Here is a 15,670-nt window from a genome sequence, read left to right on the forward strand (position 1 = left end):
CCTGGCACGCCTCCGGACCGCGGTGCGCGGGTCGGGCCCGCGGACGATGATGGAGCCGCGCCGGTCGTGGCGCGGCCGGCTGCCCGGCCTCGGGGGGTGAACGGCATGGGCCAGGTCACCCTCTTCCTGTGCGGCGACGTGATGCCGGGCCGCGGCGTCGACCAGATCCTTCCGCACCCCGGCGATCCGCGACTGCGCGAGCGCGGCGTGCACGACGCGCGCCGCTACGTCGCGGAGGCCGAGTCGGTCAACGGCCCGATCGACCGCCCGGTCGGCTACTCCTGGCCGTGGGGCAGCGCGCTCCGCGAGATCGCCGCCGTCTCGCCGGACGCGCGGCTGATCAACCTGGAGTGCGCCGTGACCCGCTGCGGGGAGTTCGCCGCGGGCAAGGGCGTGCACTACCGCATGAACCCGGACAACATCGGCGTCCTGTCGGCGGGCGGCCCGGACGTCTGCGCACTGGCCAACAACCACCTGCTCGACTTCGGCCGCCGCGGCCTGACCGACACGCTCGACGAGCTCACCGCCGCCGGGCTGGGCTGGGCCGGGGCCGGTCGCGACGCCGCCGAGGCCAGGCGGCCCGCGATCGTGCCGATCTCCGGCGGCGGGCGGGTGGTCGTCGTGTCAGCCGGGGCCGAGACCAGCGGAATCCCCGCGTCGTGGGCCGCGACCCCCGAGCGGCCCGGCGTGAACCGCCTGCCCGACCTGACCGAGGCGACCGCGGACGTGCTCGCCGAGCGCGCGCGGGCGGTGACCCTGCCCGGCGACGTCGTGGTGGTGTCCATCCACTGGGGACCGAACTGGGGCTACCGGGTCAGCGGGGAAGAGTCCGCTTTCGCCCACCGGCTGGTCGACGGCGGCATCGACGTCGTCCACGGGCATTCCTCGCACCACCCGCGGCCGATCGAGGTGTACCGCAACCGCCTGGTCCTCTACGGCTGCGGCGACTTCATCGACGACTACGAGGGGATCGCGGGATACGAGAGCTACCGGGACGACCTGCGGCTGCTGTACTTCGCGACGATCGACGCGGCGACGGGTGAGCTGGCCGAGCTGCGGATGGCGCCGATGCGCGCGCGGCGAATGCGGCTGCGTCCGGCGAGCCACGAGGACGCGCGGTGGCTGCGCTCGACGCTCTCGCGCGTCAGCCGCCCGTTCGGCACCCGCGTCGAGCTGCGCCCGGACGGCGTGCTGGTCGCCGGGTGGTGAACCGGCGTCGTCCCGGTCTCGGTGTACGCGAACGGTCGAAGCGGGACAGGCGTGGTGGCGCTGCGAGAGGCGGCCCGCCGTCGGCTCACGGGTGCTTCCGGGCCGCCAGTCCGCACAGCAGCAGCGACCAGACGGCCTCGAAATCCTCCGCGAGTGCGGGATCGTCCCACTCCGAGGCGTGTACCGGGTTGTGGAACCGGGCGGTCGCGGTCAGCACCGCCCGGGCCGCCGACTTCGGGTCCTCGGCCGCGAACTCCCCACGTGCCACACCGGCGCCGATGATCGCCTCGAGCTGTTCGGCCAGCACGCCGAGGTGCGCGCCGATCACGTCGCGGGACTCCACCACGATGGCGTGGTAGGTCGCGAACAGCTCCGGATCCTCCCGCGCCATGCGCTGCTTGGTCCCGCTGAGCGCCAGGAGCCAGTCGCGCAGGCGCCGGGCGGCGGTGTCGTCGCCGTCGCGGAACTCCTCCAGCGGGGCCGAGACGCGACGCAGCCAGCGCTCGGCCACCGCGTCGCGCAGCGCCGCCTTGCTCGGGAAGTGCCGGTAGACGCTGCCGTGGCTGACCCCCAGCGCGCGGGCGACGTCGACGACGGTGGTCTTCGCCGGCCCGAACCGGCGCAAGGTCTCCTCGGCCGCGTCGAGGATCCGGGCCGGGGTCAGAGGTGGTTCGTTCATCGGCGACAGCCTAAGAAATGTTCCAGACGTGGTTTGCACAGCGGTGCGGGTGGCGGAACCTCGGAAGCCTTCAGGGGCCGGGATCGCCGACCTCATGAATGGCCGATTCACCACGTCGGCGCTGTCCTCGCCGGAAGGCTTCCGAGAACCCGCGGCGGCGCGAGCTGGGCCCCACGCCACACCGCAAGCGGCGACGCCGCTTGCGAAGCAGCCCCTAAGGGCGCTCGCTGTCCAGCATGGCCATCTGGTCGCGGTCGTAGCGCTCGCCCGCAGCGGAGCCCGCGGGCACGGCCTGCTCGATGGCGGCGAGGTCGGCATCGGACAGGTGCAGGTCCAGCGAGCCCAGCGCCTCGGCGAGCCGGTCGCGGCGGCGTGCGCCGACGAGCGGGACGATGTCCGCGCCGCGCGAGAGCACCCAGCCGATGGCGACCTGCGCGACCGCGACGCCGCGGGCGGCGGCGACTTCCCGGAGCGCTTCCACCAGAGCGAGGTTGTGGTCGATGTTCTGCTCGGCGAATCGCGGGCTGTGGGCGCGGAAGTCCCGCGCCGCGGCGGTGCGCTCCCGCGACCAGTTGCCCGAGAGCAGTCCCCGGGACAGCACGCCGTAGGCGGTGATCGCGGTTCCCAGCTCGCGGGCGGCGGGCAGGATCTCGCTCTCGACGCCCCTGGACAGCAATGAGTACTCGATCTGCAGGTCGGCGATCGGATGCACCGCCGCGGCGCGGCGCAGTGTCTCGGCGCCGACTTCGGAGAGGCCGATGTGGCGCACGTACCCGGCTTCGACCATCTCGGCGATCGCCCCGACGGTGTCCTCGATCGGCACCGCCGGATCGAGCCGCGCGGGCCGGTAGACGTCGACGTGGTCGGTGCCGATGCGCCGCAGGGTATGGGCGAGCGAGTTCTTCACCGCCGCCGGACGCCCGTCGAAGCCGAGGAAGCCGCCGCCGGGGTCGCGCAACGCGCCGAACTTGACGCTGATCCGCACCTGGTCGCGGTCGCGTCCCTCGAGCGCCCGGCGGAGCAGCAGCTCGTTGTGGCCGCTGCCGTAGAAGTCGCCGGTGTCGAGCAGCGTCACGCCCGCGTCGAGCGCGGCGTGGACGGTGGCGATGCTCTCGGCCTCGTCGGCCGGGCCGTAGAAGTCCGACATCCCCATCAGCCCGAGGCCGAGGGCCGATACCTGGGGACCTGTGGTTCCAAGCGTGCGTGTGAACATGCCGTCGAGCGTAGGAGTTGGAATGACAGATGTCAAAACTTGTCATCGCGTTTGTGGTTGACCGATCGTCAACCCGGTGTTGACGATTCTTCGCTCGTCAACTTATGGTTGACGCATGACGGATCCAATGCAGATGCAGAACCACGTCCGCCTCGACGACCTGATCGAGGCCATCAAGAAGGTGCATCCCGACGTCCTGGAGCAGCTCTCCGGCGCGGTCGTCGCGGGCGAGCACCTCGGCGAGGTCGCCGACCACCTGATCGGCCACTTCGTCGACCAGGCGCGGCGCTCGGGGGCGTCGTGGACCGAGATCGGCAGGAGCATGGGGGTCAGCAAGCAGGCGGCGCAGAAGCGCTTCGTGGCCAAGGGCGAGGCGCTGGACCTCGATCCGAGCCAGGGTTTCAGCCGCTTCACCGACCGCGCGAGGAGTGTCGTGGTGGCGGCGCAAAGCCAGGCGCGCGCCGCGTCGAACGACGAGATCCAGCCCGCGCACCTGGTGCTGGCCCTGCTGGGGGAGTCCGAGGCGCTGGCGGCCAAGGCGGTCGTCGCGCAGGGCGTCGAGCTGGAGGCGGCCAAGCGGGAGGTGAGCGCGGCGTTGCCGCCGGCCGTCGAGCGGGTTCCCGACCTGATCCCGTTCGACCCGCAGGCGCGCAAGGCGCTGGAGCTGACGTTCCGGGAGGCCCTGCGGCTCGGGCACAACTACATCGGCACCGAGCACATCCTGCTGGCGCTGCTGGAGCTGGAGGACGGCGCGGGGGTGCTGTCGCGGCTCGGTGTGGACAAGGCCGCCGCCGAGGCCAACATCGTCGCCGCTCTCGACGAGTTGCGGAAACGCGCCTGAACTCCTGCTGGTCCGCGGGCAGGTACCGCGGCCTGCCCGCGGACCGGTGCCGCGGCGCCGGCGCTGATCGTCCTATTTGGTCGCATCACCGCGCCAGCGGCCGATTTCGGCCAGCCAGGACGGGAAACGCCGCTCCTCGGCTTGGTCCTCCGCTTCCGGAGTCTGTGGTTCCTGTTCGGGCGGCGCTTCTGCTGTGGTGGTCATCGGTCCTCCATCGGGATTTCTTCCAGAACAAGTCTGCGTCGGCCCAATGATGAGGACAAGTGAACATATCTAAAGCATCGGTTAGCTGAGCTGTACGATCGACCCGTGCTGGACACAGGCGAATGGAACTGCTGCGCACCGTCGTGAGCAGCGGGTCGGTGCGGGCGGCGGCGGCCAACCTCGGCTACACGCCGTCGGCGATCAGCCAGCAGCTCGCGGTGCTGGAGCGGGAAGCGGGGATCGCGCTGCTGGAGAAGTCCGGGCGCGGTGTGGTGCCGACCCCGGCCGGGCGGATGGTGGCCGAGCGCTCCGCGTCGATCTCGGCGATCCTCACCCGGACCGAAAGCGACCTGGCGGCGCTGCGGGCCGGGCGTGCCGGGCGCCTGCGCATCCGGTTCTTCGCCACCGCGGGCGCGGCCATCGTGCCGCCGGCCGTGGCGGCGTTCCGCCGCGACCACCCGGAGGTGCGCCTCGAACCGTGCGTGAGCGAAGACCCGCTGCGCGAGGTCGTCGACCGCGACGCCGACATGGCGATCGTGGCCGACTACGGCGCCCGGCTCGAGGCCCCGCCCGGCGTCCGGCTGACGCACCTGGCCGACGACCCGCTGCGCGTGGTGCTGCCCGAGGGGCACCGGCGGGCCGGCGAACCCGTCGTCGACCTGGCCGCGCTGGCCGACGACGAGTGGATCGAGCTGCAGGGCTGCGGCGGAGTGCTGGACCGCGTCTGCGCGCCCGCCGGGTTCACCCCGCGGGTCGCGGTGAAGGCCGACGACTTCATGACCGCGCAGGGCTTCGTGGCGGCCGGCCTCGGCGTGCGCCTGGCGCCCGCGCTGGGCCTGACGGCGGCGAACAGCGCTGGCGTGGTGGCGCGCAGGCTGCGCAGGCCGGAGCCGCTGCGCCGGCTGCACGTGGCGGTGCACGAGTCGGTCGCCGGGCATGGGATCGCCGGCGAGATGCTCGACCTGCTCCGGAGATCCGTGGCGGAGCCAGGCATTTCCTGAGCGTCGGCAGCGGTCCCGGCGCGTTGTGGGTCCAGCGGTCGGGCCGGGTCAGCTCGGGTGTTCGTCGCGGCCGTGGACCTGGGCCGGCGGGTGGGTGGCCTCCACGGCGGTGAAGGATTCCAGGATCTCGTAGCGGTGCCGCGCCCCCTTGGGGATGACCCAGGAGTCGCCGGCCTCCAGCAGCACCGTCTGCCCCTCGCAGTGCAGCTCGGCCCGGCCGCTGATGACGTAGCCGACCGTCTCGTAGTCGCGTGCTGCCTCGGGCTTGCCGGTCTCCGGCGGTTCCTCGCGCCACAGCCGCATGCTCAGCCCGACGCCTTCGGCGAGGTAGTACTGCCCCAGGGCGCCCTTCGGCGAGTGCGCGCCGTCCACCTTGATGATCGTGGTGTCGCTCATCGTGCACCTCCAGCCACCGGCGTGCGGTGGCGCGGGTTGCGCTTCGGCGGGACGGGTCCATCCTCCCGCAACGGCGGGAACCACGCCGGTCCGGCCGCCGAATCGTCCCTTGTGGACTTTCGGTGGCGCTCACGGGGAGAGCGCGATCCAGACCTGGCCGGGGGCGAACACCAGCGGCTCCCCGGACCGCGAGGTGTAGGTGGTGCCCGCGTCGGCGGACAGCCGCGACCACGTTCCCTCGAACACCTGTCCGTCGCGCAGCACCTGGACCTCCCCGGCGCCGATCGACTCGGCGAACGGCGAGGGGTTGCCCGCGGCGTCGCTGATCGCGGACTGGCGGACGTGCACCTTCTGGATCACCACGGTCGTGGGCCCGAGCCGGCCGGTGTCCACGGCGGAGTAGGGATCGCCGTCCATCGACACCAGCCAGCGGCGCTCCTGCGGCGACCAGTCGAAGCCGACCGTCGCCTCGGGGTAGCGGACCTCGTGGTGTCCCGCGGGTTTCCCGCCGGCCGGTGTGGGGCCGGTCTGCGGGATCGAGCCCGGCGACCAGTCGGCACCCGGTGGGAGCCGGTCGGGGCGCACGAAGAGGTTGTGCGGCACGGGCCGGGAGTTGTCCCGGAAGTAGGCGGCGGGGTCGTGCTTGTCGGAGGCGTCGTTGACCGGCGCCTTGGCGATGAGCGGCAGCAGTTCCGGTGCCGCGCCGGAGTAGGCCAGCGTCGGCCTGCCGAACTGCGGCAGCATCTCCAGGTCGGTCTCCCGCGCGCTGCGCACCGGTCCCACGGTGGGCGGCTTGGTCGACCCGAAGATCGCCAGCAGCCTGCTGTAGCCGCCTTCGACGGGCTCGACGTAGATCAGGTCGGCCGCGGCCAGCCCGATGGGCGGCCGGGCGTCGGCGACGTTGTCGATCTTCACGGCCAGCACCGGTGGCCCAGGAGCCGGGGGTGGGGACGTGGGGGACGGTGGCGCTGGTGCCGGGGCCGCCTGCTGCGGCGGCGGAGGAGTCCGCGACGCCGGGAGGACGGCCAGTGCGATCGCCGCTCCCAGCGCCGCGAGCACGATGACCGCGGTGAGCACCGCGGTGCGGGTTCGTCCGAGCGGCATCGGGACTCCTGGTCACGAATGACACAACCAGGCTACGCCGCTCTGCTTCGGACGGCTGATGCAAATCCGCATTCGCCGTAGCGTCTGCACGCAGAGTGCTATTGGTGGCCCCGAGCGCGTGAACCTCAGCCGAACCGCAACGGAAGCGACTCCGGCCCGTAGATGCCGATCGGGTGGCGCCAGGCGACCGGTCCGGCCGGCGCGGGCGCGCCGAGCCGCCGGGCGAGCACCGGCAGCGCCTCGGCGAGCTCGGCACGAGCGGTGGCGGCGCCGAGGCAGAAGTGCGGACCGCCGCCGAAGACCATCTGCGCCGCACCGCGTTCGGCGGCCGGGTCGAGGGACTCGACGTCCGGCCCGAAAGCCCGGACGTCGCGGTGCGCGGACTGCACGCACAGCATGACGAACGTGCCGGCCGGGATCGCGGTGTCCTGGTACTCGAGGTCCTCGGTGGCGAAGCGGAAGATGACCGGCGCGGTCGGGAACAGCCGCAGCAGCTCCTCGACGATCGCGCCCGCCCGCTGCGGCTCCTCGCGCAGCGCGGTCCACTGCTCGGAGTGCGCGCAGAGGGCGACCATCGCGCGTCCGAGCTGGTGCCTGGTCGTGTCGTGGCCGGCGAACACCAGGGCGACGACCAGGTTGCGCAGCTCCTCGGAGCTGAGCCGCGCGTCGTCCTCGTGCGCCGAGATCATCCGCGAGACGAGGTCGCCGGTGGGGGCGGCCCTGCGCCGCGCGATCAAGGAGTCCACGTACGCGTACAGCTCCACCACACCGCGTTCGACGCGCTCGCGGACCCCGTCCCCCTGCGAGAGGGAGAACACCAGTCCGATGTCGGTGCTGCAGCGGTGGAAGAGCTCGTAGTCCTGCGGTGGTACGCCCAGCAGCTCGCACATCACCGCGACCGGGTACGGATCGGCGAACATCTCCACGAAGTCGCACGCGCCCTCGGCGGCGATCCGCTCGGCCAGCCGCTCGGCGGTCGCGCGCATGAACGGGCGCAGGTTGTTGACCACGCGGGGTGTGAACGACTTCTGCACCACCCGGCGCAGCCGGAGGTGGTCGACGCCGTTGCGGTGCAGGATCAGCGGCACGAACCAGTCGTGGACCGGACCCGAGGTGATGCCGTGCATCGCCAGGTAGCGCGCGCCGTCCTGCGCCAGCCGGGGATCGCGGATCAGCTCCTGCACCTCGGCGTGGCGCAGCACGATGGGGCCCACCGGTGTCCGCGCGTACCAGTGCCGTTCGCGGGCTCGCGCCACCTCGGGAGCCTCGAACGTGAAGCCGGGGTCGGTCACGTCGAGGAAGGGGGCCTGGGAGGCGGACTCGATGGAGGTCGGCATGTGGGTCAGCTCCGTGTCGGTGCGGCCGTCTGCGGGCGGCCCCTATCGTTCACCCGTGCGGGCCGCACCGGACACCGCCACGTGGCTGGTTTCCGCGCCATCCTCCCGATTCCGCTACCTGCCCTATGAGTCCGATGTGGACTGCCGCTGATCCCGCGTGCTGATCGCGCTTCCGGGCCGGAGCCGCCGAGGGTGCCTTGCCCACGGCGCGCCACGCGCGTGAGGGCGCTCCCCATGGGCAACTGGGGCCATCCCCACCCGGCTCGCCCGATCGCCGCCGCCGCACGACGGTTCGCCCCCGGTCGCGGCTGGGGACGGCACCACCGGGATCCGGTGGTTCGTCCGGCCGGATCCGGGGGCGCGCTCCATCGAAGACGACCACGCGCGGGGGCAGCATTTCAGACAACAGCAGGGACACGGCGAAAGCCGCGAAGACCACCACCGGCACCGCCGGGAATCCGCGAGAGGCGAGACGATGAGCAACCCCAGGCAAGACCACATCACCCAGGCCCTCCAGGCGCTCACGACGACCGCCGACCACCACGAGTCCCCCTCCGGCGAGCAGGACATGGCGCTGGGCATGTCGGACCTGGCCGTCATCGCCGACCTGCTCGGCCGGCTCGCCGAGCAGTCGCGCACCGATCTCGCGTCCTGGGGAACGGTCGGCCCGCACCTCGAACAGGCGCAGCACCACGCCCAGCGGCTGGCGCGCAGCCTGCGCCACGCCACCGGCACGCTCGCCTACAACGCGGGGCTGCAAGCCGCGGCGTGAGGCCGCGGCCCGGCCGTCTCGACATCGGCGGCCCGCGGGTCGACACTCGTGGCGGGGCGACGAGTGCGGGGGGCCGGACACTCGATGGACGAGCGCGATCCGGTGGCCGGGGCGCCCAGTCCCGCCGCCGCGGGAGCCGAGGCCGGGGCACCGGCGGTGCGCCATCGGCCGGTCTTCGGCGTCTACTACACCGCGCTGGTCGCCTACACCGGGGTCACCATCGCGTGGCTCATGATCGGCGCCGTCGCCGCCACCGCCCACTACTGGCCTTACTTCAACTGGGCGTTGCAGGCCGTCACCCAGGCGCCCACGGCCGCCCGCTGGCCGGTGATGTGGGCGCAGGGGTTCGTGACCGCCTCGGCGCAGAGCGAACCGCTCGGCCAGGCCGTCCTGGACTACGCGCTCAGCATCCTCAACCTCGTCGTCGCGGGCGCGCTGCTGTGGTCCTCGCGCAGCAACTGGTCGACGCGGCTGCTGGTGCTGGCGCTGGTGGGCTCGGCGGGCGCGTTCAACCTCCAGGCGCACGTGGCGCCGAAGGTCGTCCAGGCCGCGTTCGGCGTCAGCATCGGCTGGTGGCACGTGCTGCTGCTGCACGGCATCGGCGGCGTCGCCTACGTGCTGGCCCTGCTGCTGTTCCCGACCGGGCGGTGGGACCGCGCCGGGACGACGTCGTGGCTGGCCCGGATCGCGGTCGGGGTCAGCATCGCCGGGGTGCTCAGCCTGCTGGCGCTGTCGACCGCCGACTACCCGCACACCGTGAGCTTCGTGGTGTTCTTCGGGATCCTGGTGCCGCTGGTCGGCCTGATCGCGCAGCGGCAGCAGGCGCGGCAAGGGACCACTCCGGACGCGCGCAGGCAGTCCCGGCTGCTGTTCGCAACGCTCACCGTGGCGGTCGGCGTCGTCGCCGTGCTCGCGCTGGTGAGCCTGTGGCTGCTGGTGCTGGGGGCACCTGGCCTGACCTTGTTCGACCCCACCGCGCGCAAACCGGGCGAGCCCTTCGAGGAGCCCAGCGCGGTGGTGTTCTGGCCGGTCCGGTTCGTCTTCGCCGCGGTGCCCTGCGCGCTCATCATCACCGCCGCGCGCACCCGGCCGTGGGACATCGAGCGGATGTTCAGCCACGCCCTGGCCTTCACGGTCGTGCTGGTGTCGGTCGGGTCCGGCTACGTGGTGGTGTCGGCGACCCTCGACGCGTTGCTCGGTGGCACCTGGGGCAGCGTCCTGTCGGCGGTGGTGGCGGTGCTGGTCGTCGCGCTGGCGTTCGTCCCGATGTGGTCGGTGGCCGAACGCATGGTGGACCGGCTGATCTACGGCACCCGGCCGGCCCCGGCTGCGGTGCTGACGCAGGTCGCCGACCTCTCGGGTGCCACCGACCACCCCGACCTCGCCGAGCTGGCCAAGGTCGTCGCGCGCGGGCTCGGCGCGGCCTACTGCAGGCTGACCGTGCGCCTGCCCGAGCTCGGCGACCGCGCCTACCAGTGGCCGGACGAGCTGGGCGAGCTGGCGGAACCGGTCACGCTGCCGGTGCACTACGGCGGCGAGGAGGTCGGCGTGCTCACCGTCGACCGCACCAGCGTCACCAGCGTTCCCGAGGAGCGCTCCCGGCTGCTGGACGACCTGGTCAGCCTGCTCGGTCCGGTGCTGCACAACAGCAGGCTCGGCATCGAGCTCGAACACCAGCTGCACACCGCGCTGCGCCACGCCGAGGAGATCGCCGCGTCCCGCCGCCGCGCCACCGCCGACATGGACAGCGAGCGGCGGACCCTGGAGCGCAACCTGCACGACGGCGCCCAGCACCACCTGGTGGCGCTGCGGATGACGATGGGGCTGGCCGAGCACGAGCTCACCCACGGCGCCGCCGAATCGGCCAGGGAACGGCTCGGGCAGGTCATCGCCCAGGTCAACGGCACCCGCAAGGTGCTGGCCAGCACGGCGGCCGGGGTCTTCCCGGTGGTGCTGGCCGACCACGGCCTGCTGCCCGCGCTGAGCGCCGAGCTCGCCGAGGCCGGTTCCGACGTCATGATCGACATCGACGAGTCCGTCGGCGAGCGGCGCTTCCCGCTGGCCGTCGAGACCGCCGTCTACTTCACGTGCCTGGAAGCGGTGAACAACGCCTTCAAGCACGCGCCGGAGGCGACCGTGCGGGTCAGGGTCCGCAACGAGTACCGGGGGCTCGCCTTCACCGTGACCGACGACGGACCCGGCTTCGACACCGCCCGCAGCGAGGGCGCCGGGCGCGGGCTGCACAACCTCGCCGACCGGGCCAATGCGGTGGGCGGCACCGTCACGGTGCGGTCGGCGCCGAACGAGGGCACGACCGTCGAGGGCTTCATCCCGCTCTGAGAGGCTGTCGTCGAGTGCGCCTTGCGTGGCGGCGCGGGTAGCGGAACCTCGGGCGCCCGCTGGCTCCGGGATCTTTTCTCACGTATCGGCCAACGCCGCGAATGAGCTGTCCTCGCCAGAGGACGCCTGTGCCGGTTGCGAGGGTGGGCCAAGCGGCTGACGCCGCTTCGAAGATCGAAGACAGGCTCTGACCCCCCCGCAACCGCTCCGGTCACCGCCTCCGCTTCGGCTCACCAGGCGCCGAGCATGCCCTCGCAACTGCGGACCACGGCCAGGCACACCTCCCGGACGTCCCGCGTCGCCGTGGGGTTCTCGGCGCGCTCGCGCCACCACGCGAGCTGCTGCGCGGCCACCCTGCGAACCTCCTCGGGCGCCGCCGCCGCGGGCAGCGCGAGGCGCACGTGCGGATCGGTTCCCGACGCGCCGAGCAGCCTTTCGGCCATCACGCGCTCCTGCTCCCGCAGCGGGGCGGCGACCCCGCGCAAGGTGTCGATGACGTCGACCTCGACGAACTCGTGCGCGCCACCGCGGATGCGGTCGAGCTCGTAGGCCAGCGCCTGCCGGTGCGGGTCATCGGGCGCGATGCCGTGCAGCACCTCCTCCACCACCCGCAGCGCGGCCCGGGCCCGGCGCACGTCGGTCAGCTCCACGAACCGCGAGCCCAGCAGGTCGCGCACGGGTTCGATGCCGCTCTCCCGCACCAGCGCCGCCGACAGCTCGGCGCAGCTCTCGGCCTCGCCGTCGCGCACCAGCCCGGCCGCAAGCCGCACGCCGAAGATCCCGAAGCGCCGAAGCAGCGCCGCCCGCTCGCCCGGGCCGGGTGCGCGCGGCGTCTCGGCGCGCCCGAAATGCTCCGGTGAGCGCAGCAGGTCTGCGACCTCGGCCTCGCCGAGCAGGCTCAGGCGGTGGAAGGACTGGTACTCCGGCTCGCGCAACGTGGCTCCCGACGCGGCCAGCAGCCCGGCGACGGGCAGGATCGCCTGGCACGCCCGCCGCAGCCGCGGGTCGAGCAGGTACTCGGCGACCGTCGCGCGAGCGGCCCGCATGGCATCGCCACCGGCGCCGCCGAACCGGTCGGCCCGGGCGATGACCACCACGACCAGCGAGTGCTCGCGGATGCGTTCGAGCAGGTCCGGGTGGTCGCTGCCGAGCTCGTCGGCGAGCAGGAGAACGACGTCCGTGCTGCCCGCCGAGGTGAGCAGGGCGCGGGCTCTGCCCGCGGCATCGGGCTCGGCGCTGTCCAGCGGCGGCAGGTCGATCAGCGTCAGGCCGCGCAACGCCGAGGTCGGCGACTCCACCTCCAGGTGGTCCACCTGCTCGGACGACATCCCGGCCGGGGCGATCGCGTTCGCGGTCGGCAACCTGTGCGGTTCTCCCTCGGCGGGATGCACGGTGACCCCCGGCCTGGTCCCGCCGCGGAAGAAGGTGACCACCCGCGTCGGCCCCTCCTCGGCGAGGTTGCGCCCCACCAGGGCGTTGACCAGCGTGGTCTTGCCGCAGCGGTGGTTCCCGGCGACCGCCACCCGCAGCGGATCGCCGAGGCGGCCGGCCACCTCGGCCAGCTCCCGCCCGGCGGCCTCGCCGCTCCCGTAACGCTCCAGCGCGGTGGTGACCAGCGCGCGGACGCGGCCGTGCAGGGTGTCCGGTTCGCGAGGCTCCTCCGGAGCCCGCTCCTCCACCTCCTCCGCGGGCAGTTCCTCGGTCGTGGCCGACCCCTCGGGCTGTTCGGCCTCGGGATGCCGTGGCACCAGCGGCTCCAGCCGGTCGGGCAGCCACGCGGTCACCGTCACGCCGCCGGCGGTCTCCCGGCACCGCAGGCCGCCGCCGAGCGCGGCGAGGCGGTCCTGGTCGTCGGCCAGCGCCACCCGCGGATCCACCGACCCGGGCTGCGGGGCGGGCTCCTCGATCCGCGCGGTGAGCCGGCCGTAGTCGTGGCCGATGCGCACCACCAGCGGCTCGGCCGAGGGCTGTCCGCCGAACAGCCGCATCGCCGCCGCCGTGGCGAAGTAGATGCCCGATTCGGTCTCCCAGTCGACCCGGTCCCCGAAGTGACCGCTGAGCTGGACCGGCCGGGCCAGGTCGCTGGCCAGCTCCTCCAGCGCCGCGCGGGGGCCCTCGTCCCGCAGCACCCCGGGGTAGACGCCGCGGACCACCGCGCGGAAGCGGTCGATCACCTCGTCGAGCACCGGGCGCAGCCGCACCAGGCTCCGCTCGGCCTCCTCGGGGTCGGTCGCGGCCAGCTCCCGGACTTGCTCCAGACCGGCGCTGACCTCGGCCAGGCTCGCGGTGGTGACGTTTGCGATCTCGGTGACCAGCCGCCTGCGCTCGACGTCGCGCGCGTGCATCAGGCGCTGACGGGACGCGGTCAGCTCCGCCCCGAGGTCCTCGGCCTGGCGCACCCGCGCCTCCAGCTCGGTGTTGAGCGCGACGCTGCGCAGCAACAGGCCCGCGCCACCGGCGATGTTGTGCATCACCCGCAGGTCGCGCTCGGTGACGGGCTCCGGCTTGCCGATCGCCAGTGCGCCCCGGCTCAGGTGGGCGTCGACGACGGGAACGGCGTGGTCGACACCGGGCAGGGCGCGCAGACCGTCCAGGTCGGCCACCGCGTGCGTGGCGCCGGCCCAGGCCGCAGGCCAGGACGCCGCGCTCACCAGCCGGTCGCCCACGGTCAGCCACAGCGACGCGTGGTCGGCGCGGGTCTCCTCGGCGAGCATGCGGGCCATCGTCGGCAGCGCCTGCTCCAGGGACCCGACCGCCGTCAGCCCGCCGGCCACCTCGGTCAGCGCCGCGGTGGACTGCGACCGGTGCAGCCACGGCGTGATCCACCGCTGGAGGGGGAAGTGGCCTGCGGCGGCGATCCCGGCGGCCACGAACGACAGCGCGATGACCGCTTTGCCGTCCCAGCCGAACGGCGCTCCCAGGCCGCCGACCACGACGAGGAAGACCACGGCGAGGTAGCCGGCGGCCCACAGCCGGCGTGCCGTCAGCACCACGTCGAGCCGCCGCATCACCCGCCCCCACGCGCAGGGGAGGACCCGCGAGCCGCGTGGCCGGTCGCAACGCCCTCCCACGGATGGGGGAAACGCTAGGGCCGACGCGCCTAGATCACCAGAGCAGGCCGTCAGCCGTGAACGTCTTCGCACCTGACCCGCGTGCCCAGCCGCTCAGCGGTGCGGATGGCGCAGGCTGGGCGCTCGGCGCGGGCTCTCAGGTCTCGACCCACCTGGCGCGCAGGTAGGTGAGCACCGCGAGCACCCGGCGGTGGTGGCCGGTGTCGTCGGGCGGGATCCCGAGCTTGGACAGGATGCTCGCCACGTGCTTCTCGACGGCCTTGGGGCTGATGTAGAGCTGACCGGCGATGCCGGGGTTCGAGCGCCCTTCGGCCATCAGCTTGAGCACTTCCTCCTCGCGTTCGCTGAGCTCGGAGAGCGCCTTCTCCTCCCGTCCCCGCGGCCGCTCCACCAGCCGCTTGGCGAGCACGGGTTCGATGACGATCTCACCGGCGTGGATGCGCTCCAGGGTGTCGCCCAGCACGTCGACGCTGGCGATCTTCTCCTTGAGCCGGTAGCCGATCCGATCGGTGCCGATGTCCAGGATGCGCATCAGGTAGTGGGTCTCGGCGTAGTGGGAGAGCAGCAGGAGTCCCATCTGCGGGTGGGCCGCGCGCAGCCGCTCCGCGGTGACCAGCCCGCCCTCGGGCTCCGGCGGCATCCGGATGTCCAGGATGGCCACGTCGGCCTCGGTGCCGTCGCCGAGGCTCTCGATCAGCTCGTCGCCGCCGCCCACGCACGAGACCACCTCGTGGCCCGCCGCGCCGAGCAGCATCACCAGGCCCTCCCGGAAAAGCGCGCCGTCCTCGGCAATAGCTACTCGCATGGCATCCTCACCGTGATCACGTCATCCGGTCCGCGCTCGGCCCCTTCCTTGCGCTGGGCGGCGATGTCGAGCACCAGCTCGTCGCCCACCCGGTCGATCGCCACCTCGAGCGCCACCGCGTCGTCGGACAGCCTCGCCACGCTCTCGGCGACCTCGAAGTACGCGGCGGCCTCGACCTCGGCCGAGAACCGTTCGGCGGGTGCCCGCACCGACAGCGGCATCCCGAACCGCTCGGCCATCGCCTCCAGCGCGACCCCCAGTCCCGCCGTGGCCAGCACGGGCGGGTAGATCTGGCTGGCGACCTCGCGCAGCTCCTGCAGGACCGCGTGCAGCTCGTCCTGGGCGCCCGCGAGGCACTCGTGCACCAACTGCTCGTCACGCGCTCGGTGGCTGCACACCCCCAGCCTCAGCGACAGCGCAGCCAGCCGCAACGCCGGCCCGTCGTGCAGCTTGCGTTCCAGGCGGCGCCGGTGCAGCCATTCACTCGCCCCGGGCGAGGGCGCCGGGACCGTGCCCAGGTCGCCACGTACCTCGCGCCGCTCGGTCATCTCGGAGGTCCCTTCCAAAGCGGTACGCGCACCATCGTGGTCCGTCGGGGCCGTCGCGGGAATGGGGTGCACCCCCCACCGGGGGTAGGGACTGCCCACCCCCGCCGACCCCCTGAAGAGGCAGGGGCCATTGGCCCTGTGGACCGCGCC

Annotated in this window: 14 protein-coding genes; 5 read left to right on the forward strand and 9 right to left on the reverse strand. The window is 73.1% G+C overall.

Translation table 11 applies throughout. The features are described 5' to 3' along the window. The first annotated feature begins 105 nt into the window (after positions 1–105). A complete protein-coding gene (locus SACE_RS16000; RefSeq protein ID WP_009946286.1) occupies positions 106–1,209 on the forward strand; it encodes a CapA family protein in 1,104 nt (367 codons plus the stop codon). Between the two features lie 85 nt (positions 1,210–1,294). Here SACE_RS16000 and SACE_RS16005 read toward each other — a convergent pair whose 3' ends face one another. Both SACE_RS16005 and SACE_RS16010 read right to left on the reverse strand, forming a co-directional pair. Then, positions 1,295–1,888 (reverse strand): TetR/AcrR family transcriptional regulator, encoded by a 594-nt coding sequence (locus SACE_RS16005; RefSeq protein WP_009946285.1) that lies wholly within the window; start codon positions 1,886–1,888, stop codon positions 1,295–1,297. 214 nt (positions 1,889–2,102) lie between these two features. Then, positions 2,103–3,101, reverse strand: coding sequence for an aldo/keto reductase (locus SACE_RS16010; protein ID WP_029621556.1), 999 nt, complete (start codon positions 3,099–3,101; stop codon positions 2,103–2,105). 115 nt (positions 3,102–3,216) lie between these two features. Here SACE_RS16010 and SACE_RS16015 point away from each other — a divergent pair, with 115 nt between their 5' ends. Next, positions 3,217–3,942, forward strand: coding sequence for a Clp protease N-terminal domain-containing protein (locus SACE_RS16015; protein WP_029621554.1), 726 nt, complete (start codon positions 3,217–3,219; stop codon positions 3,940–3,942). 72 nt (positions 3,943–4,014) lie between these two features. Here the strand turns inward: SACE_RS16015 and SACE_RS39740 are convergent, their stop codons facing one another. Then, positions 4,015–4,146 (reverse strand): hypothetical protein, encoded by a 132-nt coding sequence (locus SACE_RS39740; protein WP_269453539.1) that lies wholly within the window; start codon positions 4,144–4,146, stop codon positions 4,015–4,017. Between the two features lie 122 nt (positions 4,147–4,268). Here SACE_RS39740 and SACE_RS16020 point away from each other — a divergent pair, with 122 nt between their 5' ends. Further along, positions 4,269–5,147, forward strand: coding sequence for a LysR family transcriptional regulator (locus tag SACE_RS16020; RefSeq protein WP_009946282.1), 879 nt, complete (start codon positions 4,269–4,271; stop codon positions 5,145–5,147). A gap of 48 nt (positions 5,148–5,195) precedes the next feature. Here the strand turns inward: SACE_RS16020 and SACE_RS16025 are convergent, their stop codons facing one another. The 3 genes from SACE_RS16025 to SACE_RS16035 all read right to left on the reverse strand — a co-directional run bounded on the left by SACE_RS16025 (position 5,196) and on the right by SACE_RS16035 (position 7,984). After that, positions 5,196–5,543, reverse strand: coding sequence for a cupin domain-containing protein (locus SACE_RS16025; RefSeq protein ID WP_009946280.1), 348 nt, complete (start codon positions 5,541–5,543; stop codon positions 5,196–5,198). Between the two features lie 129 nt (positions 5,544–5,672). Continuing rightward, a complete protein-coding gene (locus SACE_RS16030; protein WP_009946279.1) occupies positions 5,673–6,647 on the reverse strand; it encodes a DUF3048 domain-containing protein in 975 nt (324 codons plus the stop codon). A 125-nt stretch (positions 6,648–6,772) separates the two neighbouring features. After that, entirely contained in the window at positions 6,773–7,984 is a 1,212-nt protein-coding gene (locus SACE_RS16035) for a cytochrome P450 (protein WP_009946277.1), read from the reverse strand. A gap of 475 nt (positions 7,985–8,459) precedes the next feature. Between SACE_RS16035 and SACE_RS16040 the strand changes: the two genes are divergently transcribed. Further along, on the forward strand, positions 8,460–8,756 hold the full coding sequence (locus SACE_RS16040) for a hypothetical protein (RefSeq protein WP_009946276.1): 297 nt from the start codon (positions 8,460–8,462) through the stop codon (positions 8,754–8,756). A gap of 84 nt (positions 8,757–8,840) precedes the next feature. Next, entirely contained in the window at positions 8,841–11,096 is a 2,256-nt protein-coding gene (locus SACE_RS16045) for a sensor histidine kinase (protein ID WP_009946275.1), read from the forward strand. 230 nt (positions 11,097–11,326) lie between these two features. Here the strand turns inward: SACE_RS16045 and SACE_RS36500 are convergent, their stop codons facing one another. From SACE_RS36500 to SACE_RS16060, 3 genes are all read right to left on the reverse strand, one after another. Then, complete coding sequence (locus SACE_RS36500) at positions 11,327–14,104, reverse strand: GTPase (protein ID WP_011873992.1); 2,778 nt, start codon at positions 14,102–14,104, stop codon at positions 11,327–11,329. Positions 14,105–14,303: 199 nt separating this feature from the next. Next, positions 14,304–14,972, reverse strand: a complete 669-nt coding sequence (locus SACE_RS16055; protein ID WP_029621551.1) for a response regulator transcription factor — start codon at positions 14,970–14,972, stop codon at positions 14,304–14,306. After that, positions 14,963–15,520, reverse strand: coding sequence for a histidine kinase (locus SACE_RS16060; protein ID WP_009946270.1), 558 nt, complete (start codon positions 15,518–15,520; stop codon positions 14,963–14,965). Before SACE_RS16060 ends, SACE_RS16055 begins: the two co-directional genes overlap by 10 nt. Positions 15,521–15,670: the final 150 nt, after the last annotated feature.

Origin of the sequence: Saccharopolyspora erythraea NRRL 2338, assembly GCF_000062885.1 — a bacterium.
GTDB lineage: Bacteria > Actinomycetota > Actinomycetes > Mycobacteriales > Pseudonocardiaceae > Saccharopolyspora_D > Saccharopolyspora_D erythraea.

Bases quoted from the DNA above. Each gene is read 5' to 3' on its own strand.
- SACE_RS16000 (WP_009946286.1), top strand. From the start codon at position 106: ATGGGCCAGGTCACCCTCTTCCTGTGCGGCGACGTGATGCCGGGCCGC.
- SACE_RS16005 (WP_009946285.1), bottom strand. From the start codon at position 1,888: ATGAACGAACCACCTCTGACCCCGGCCCGGATCCTCGACGCGGCCGAG.
- SACE_RS16010 (WP_029621556.1), bottom strand. From the start codon at position 3,101: ATGTTCACACGCACGCTTGGAACCACAGGTCCCCAGGTATCGGCCCTC.
- SACE_RS16015 (WP_029621554.1), top strand. From the start codon at position 3,217: ATGACGGATCCAATGCAGATGCAGAACCACGTCCGCCTCGACGACCTG.
- SACE_RS39740 (WP_269453539.1), bottom strand. From the start codon at position 4,146: ATGACCACCACAGCAGAAGCGCCGCCCGAACAGGAACCACAGACTCCG.
- SACE_RS16020 (WP_009946282.1), top strand. From the start codon at position 4,269: ATGGAACTGCTGCGCACCGTCGTGAGCAGCGGGTCGGTGCGGGCGGCG.
- SACE_RS16025 (WP_009946280.1), bottom strand. From the start codon at position 5,543: ATGAGCGACACCACGATCATCAAGGTGGACGGCGCGCACTCGCCGAAG.
- SACE_RS16030 (WP_009946279.1), bottom strand. From the start codon at position 6,647: ATGCCGCTCGGACGAACCCGCACCGCGGTGCTCACCGCGGTCATCGTG.
- SACE_RS16035 (WP_009946277.1), bottom strand. From the start codon at position 7,984: ATGCCGACCTCCATCGAGTCCGCCTCCCAGGCCCCCTTCCTCGACGTG.
- SACE_RS16040 (WP_009946276.1), top strand. From the start codon at position 8,460: ATGAGCAACCCCAGGCAAGACCACATCACCCAGGCCCTCCAGGCGCTC.
- SACE_RS16045 (WP_009946275.1), top strand. From the start codon at position 8,841: ATGGACGAGCGCGATCCGGTGGCCGGGGCGCCCAGTCCCGCCGCCGCG.
- SACE_RS36500 (WP_011873992.1), bottom strand. From the start codon at position 14,104: ATGCGGCGGCTCGACGTGGTGCTGACGGCACGCCGGCTGTGGGCCGCC.
- SACE_RS16055 (WP_029621551.1), bottom strand. From the start codon at position 14,972: ATGCGAGTAGCTATTGCCGAGGACGGCGCGCTTTTCCGGGAGGGCCTG.
- SACE_RS16060 (WP_009946270.1), bottom strand. From the start codon at position 15,520: ATGACCGAGCGGCGCGAGGTACGTGGCGACCTGGGCACGGTCCCGGCG.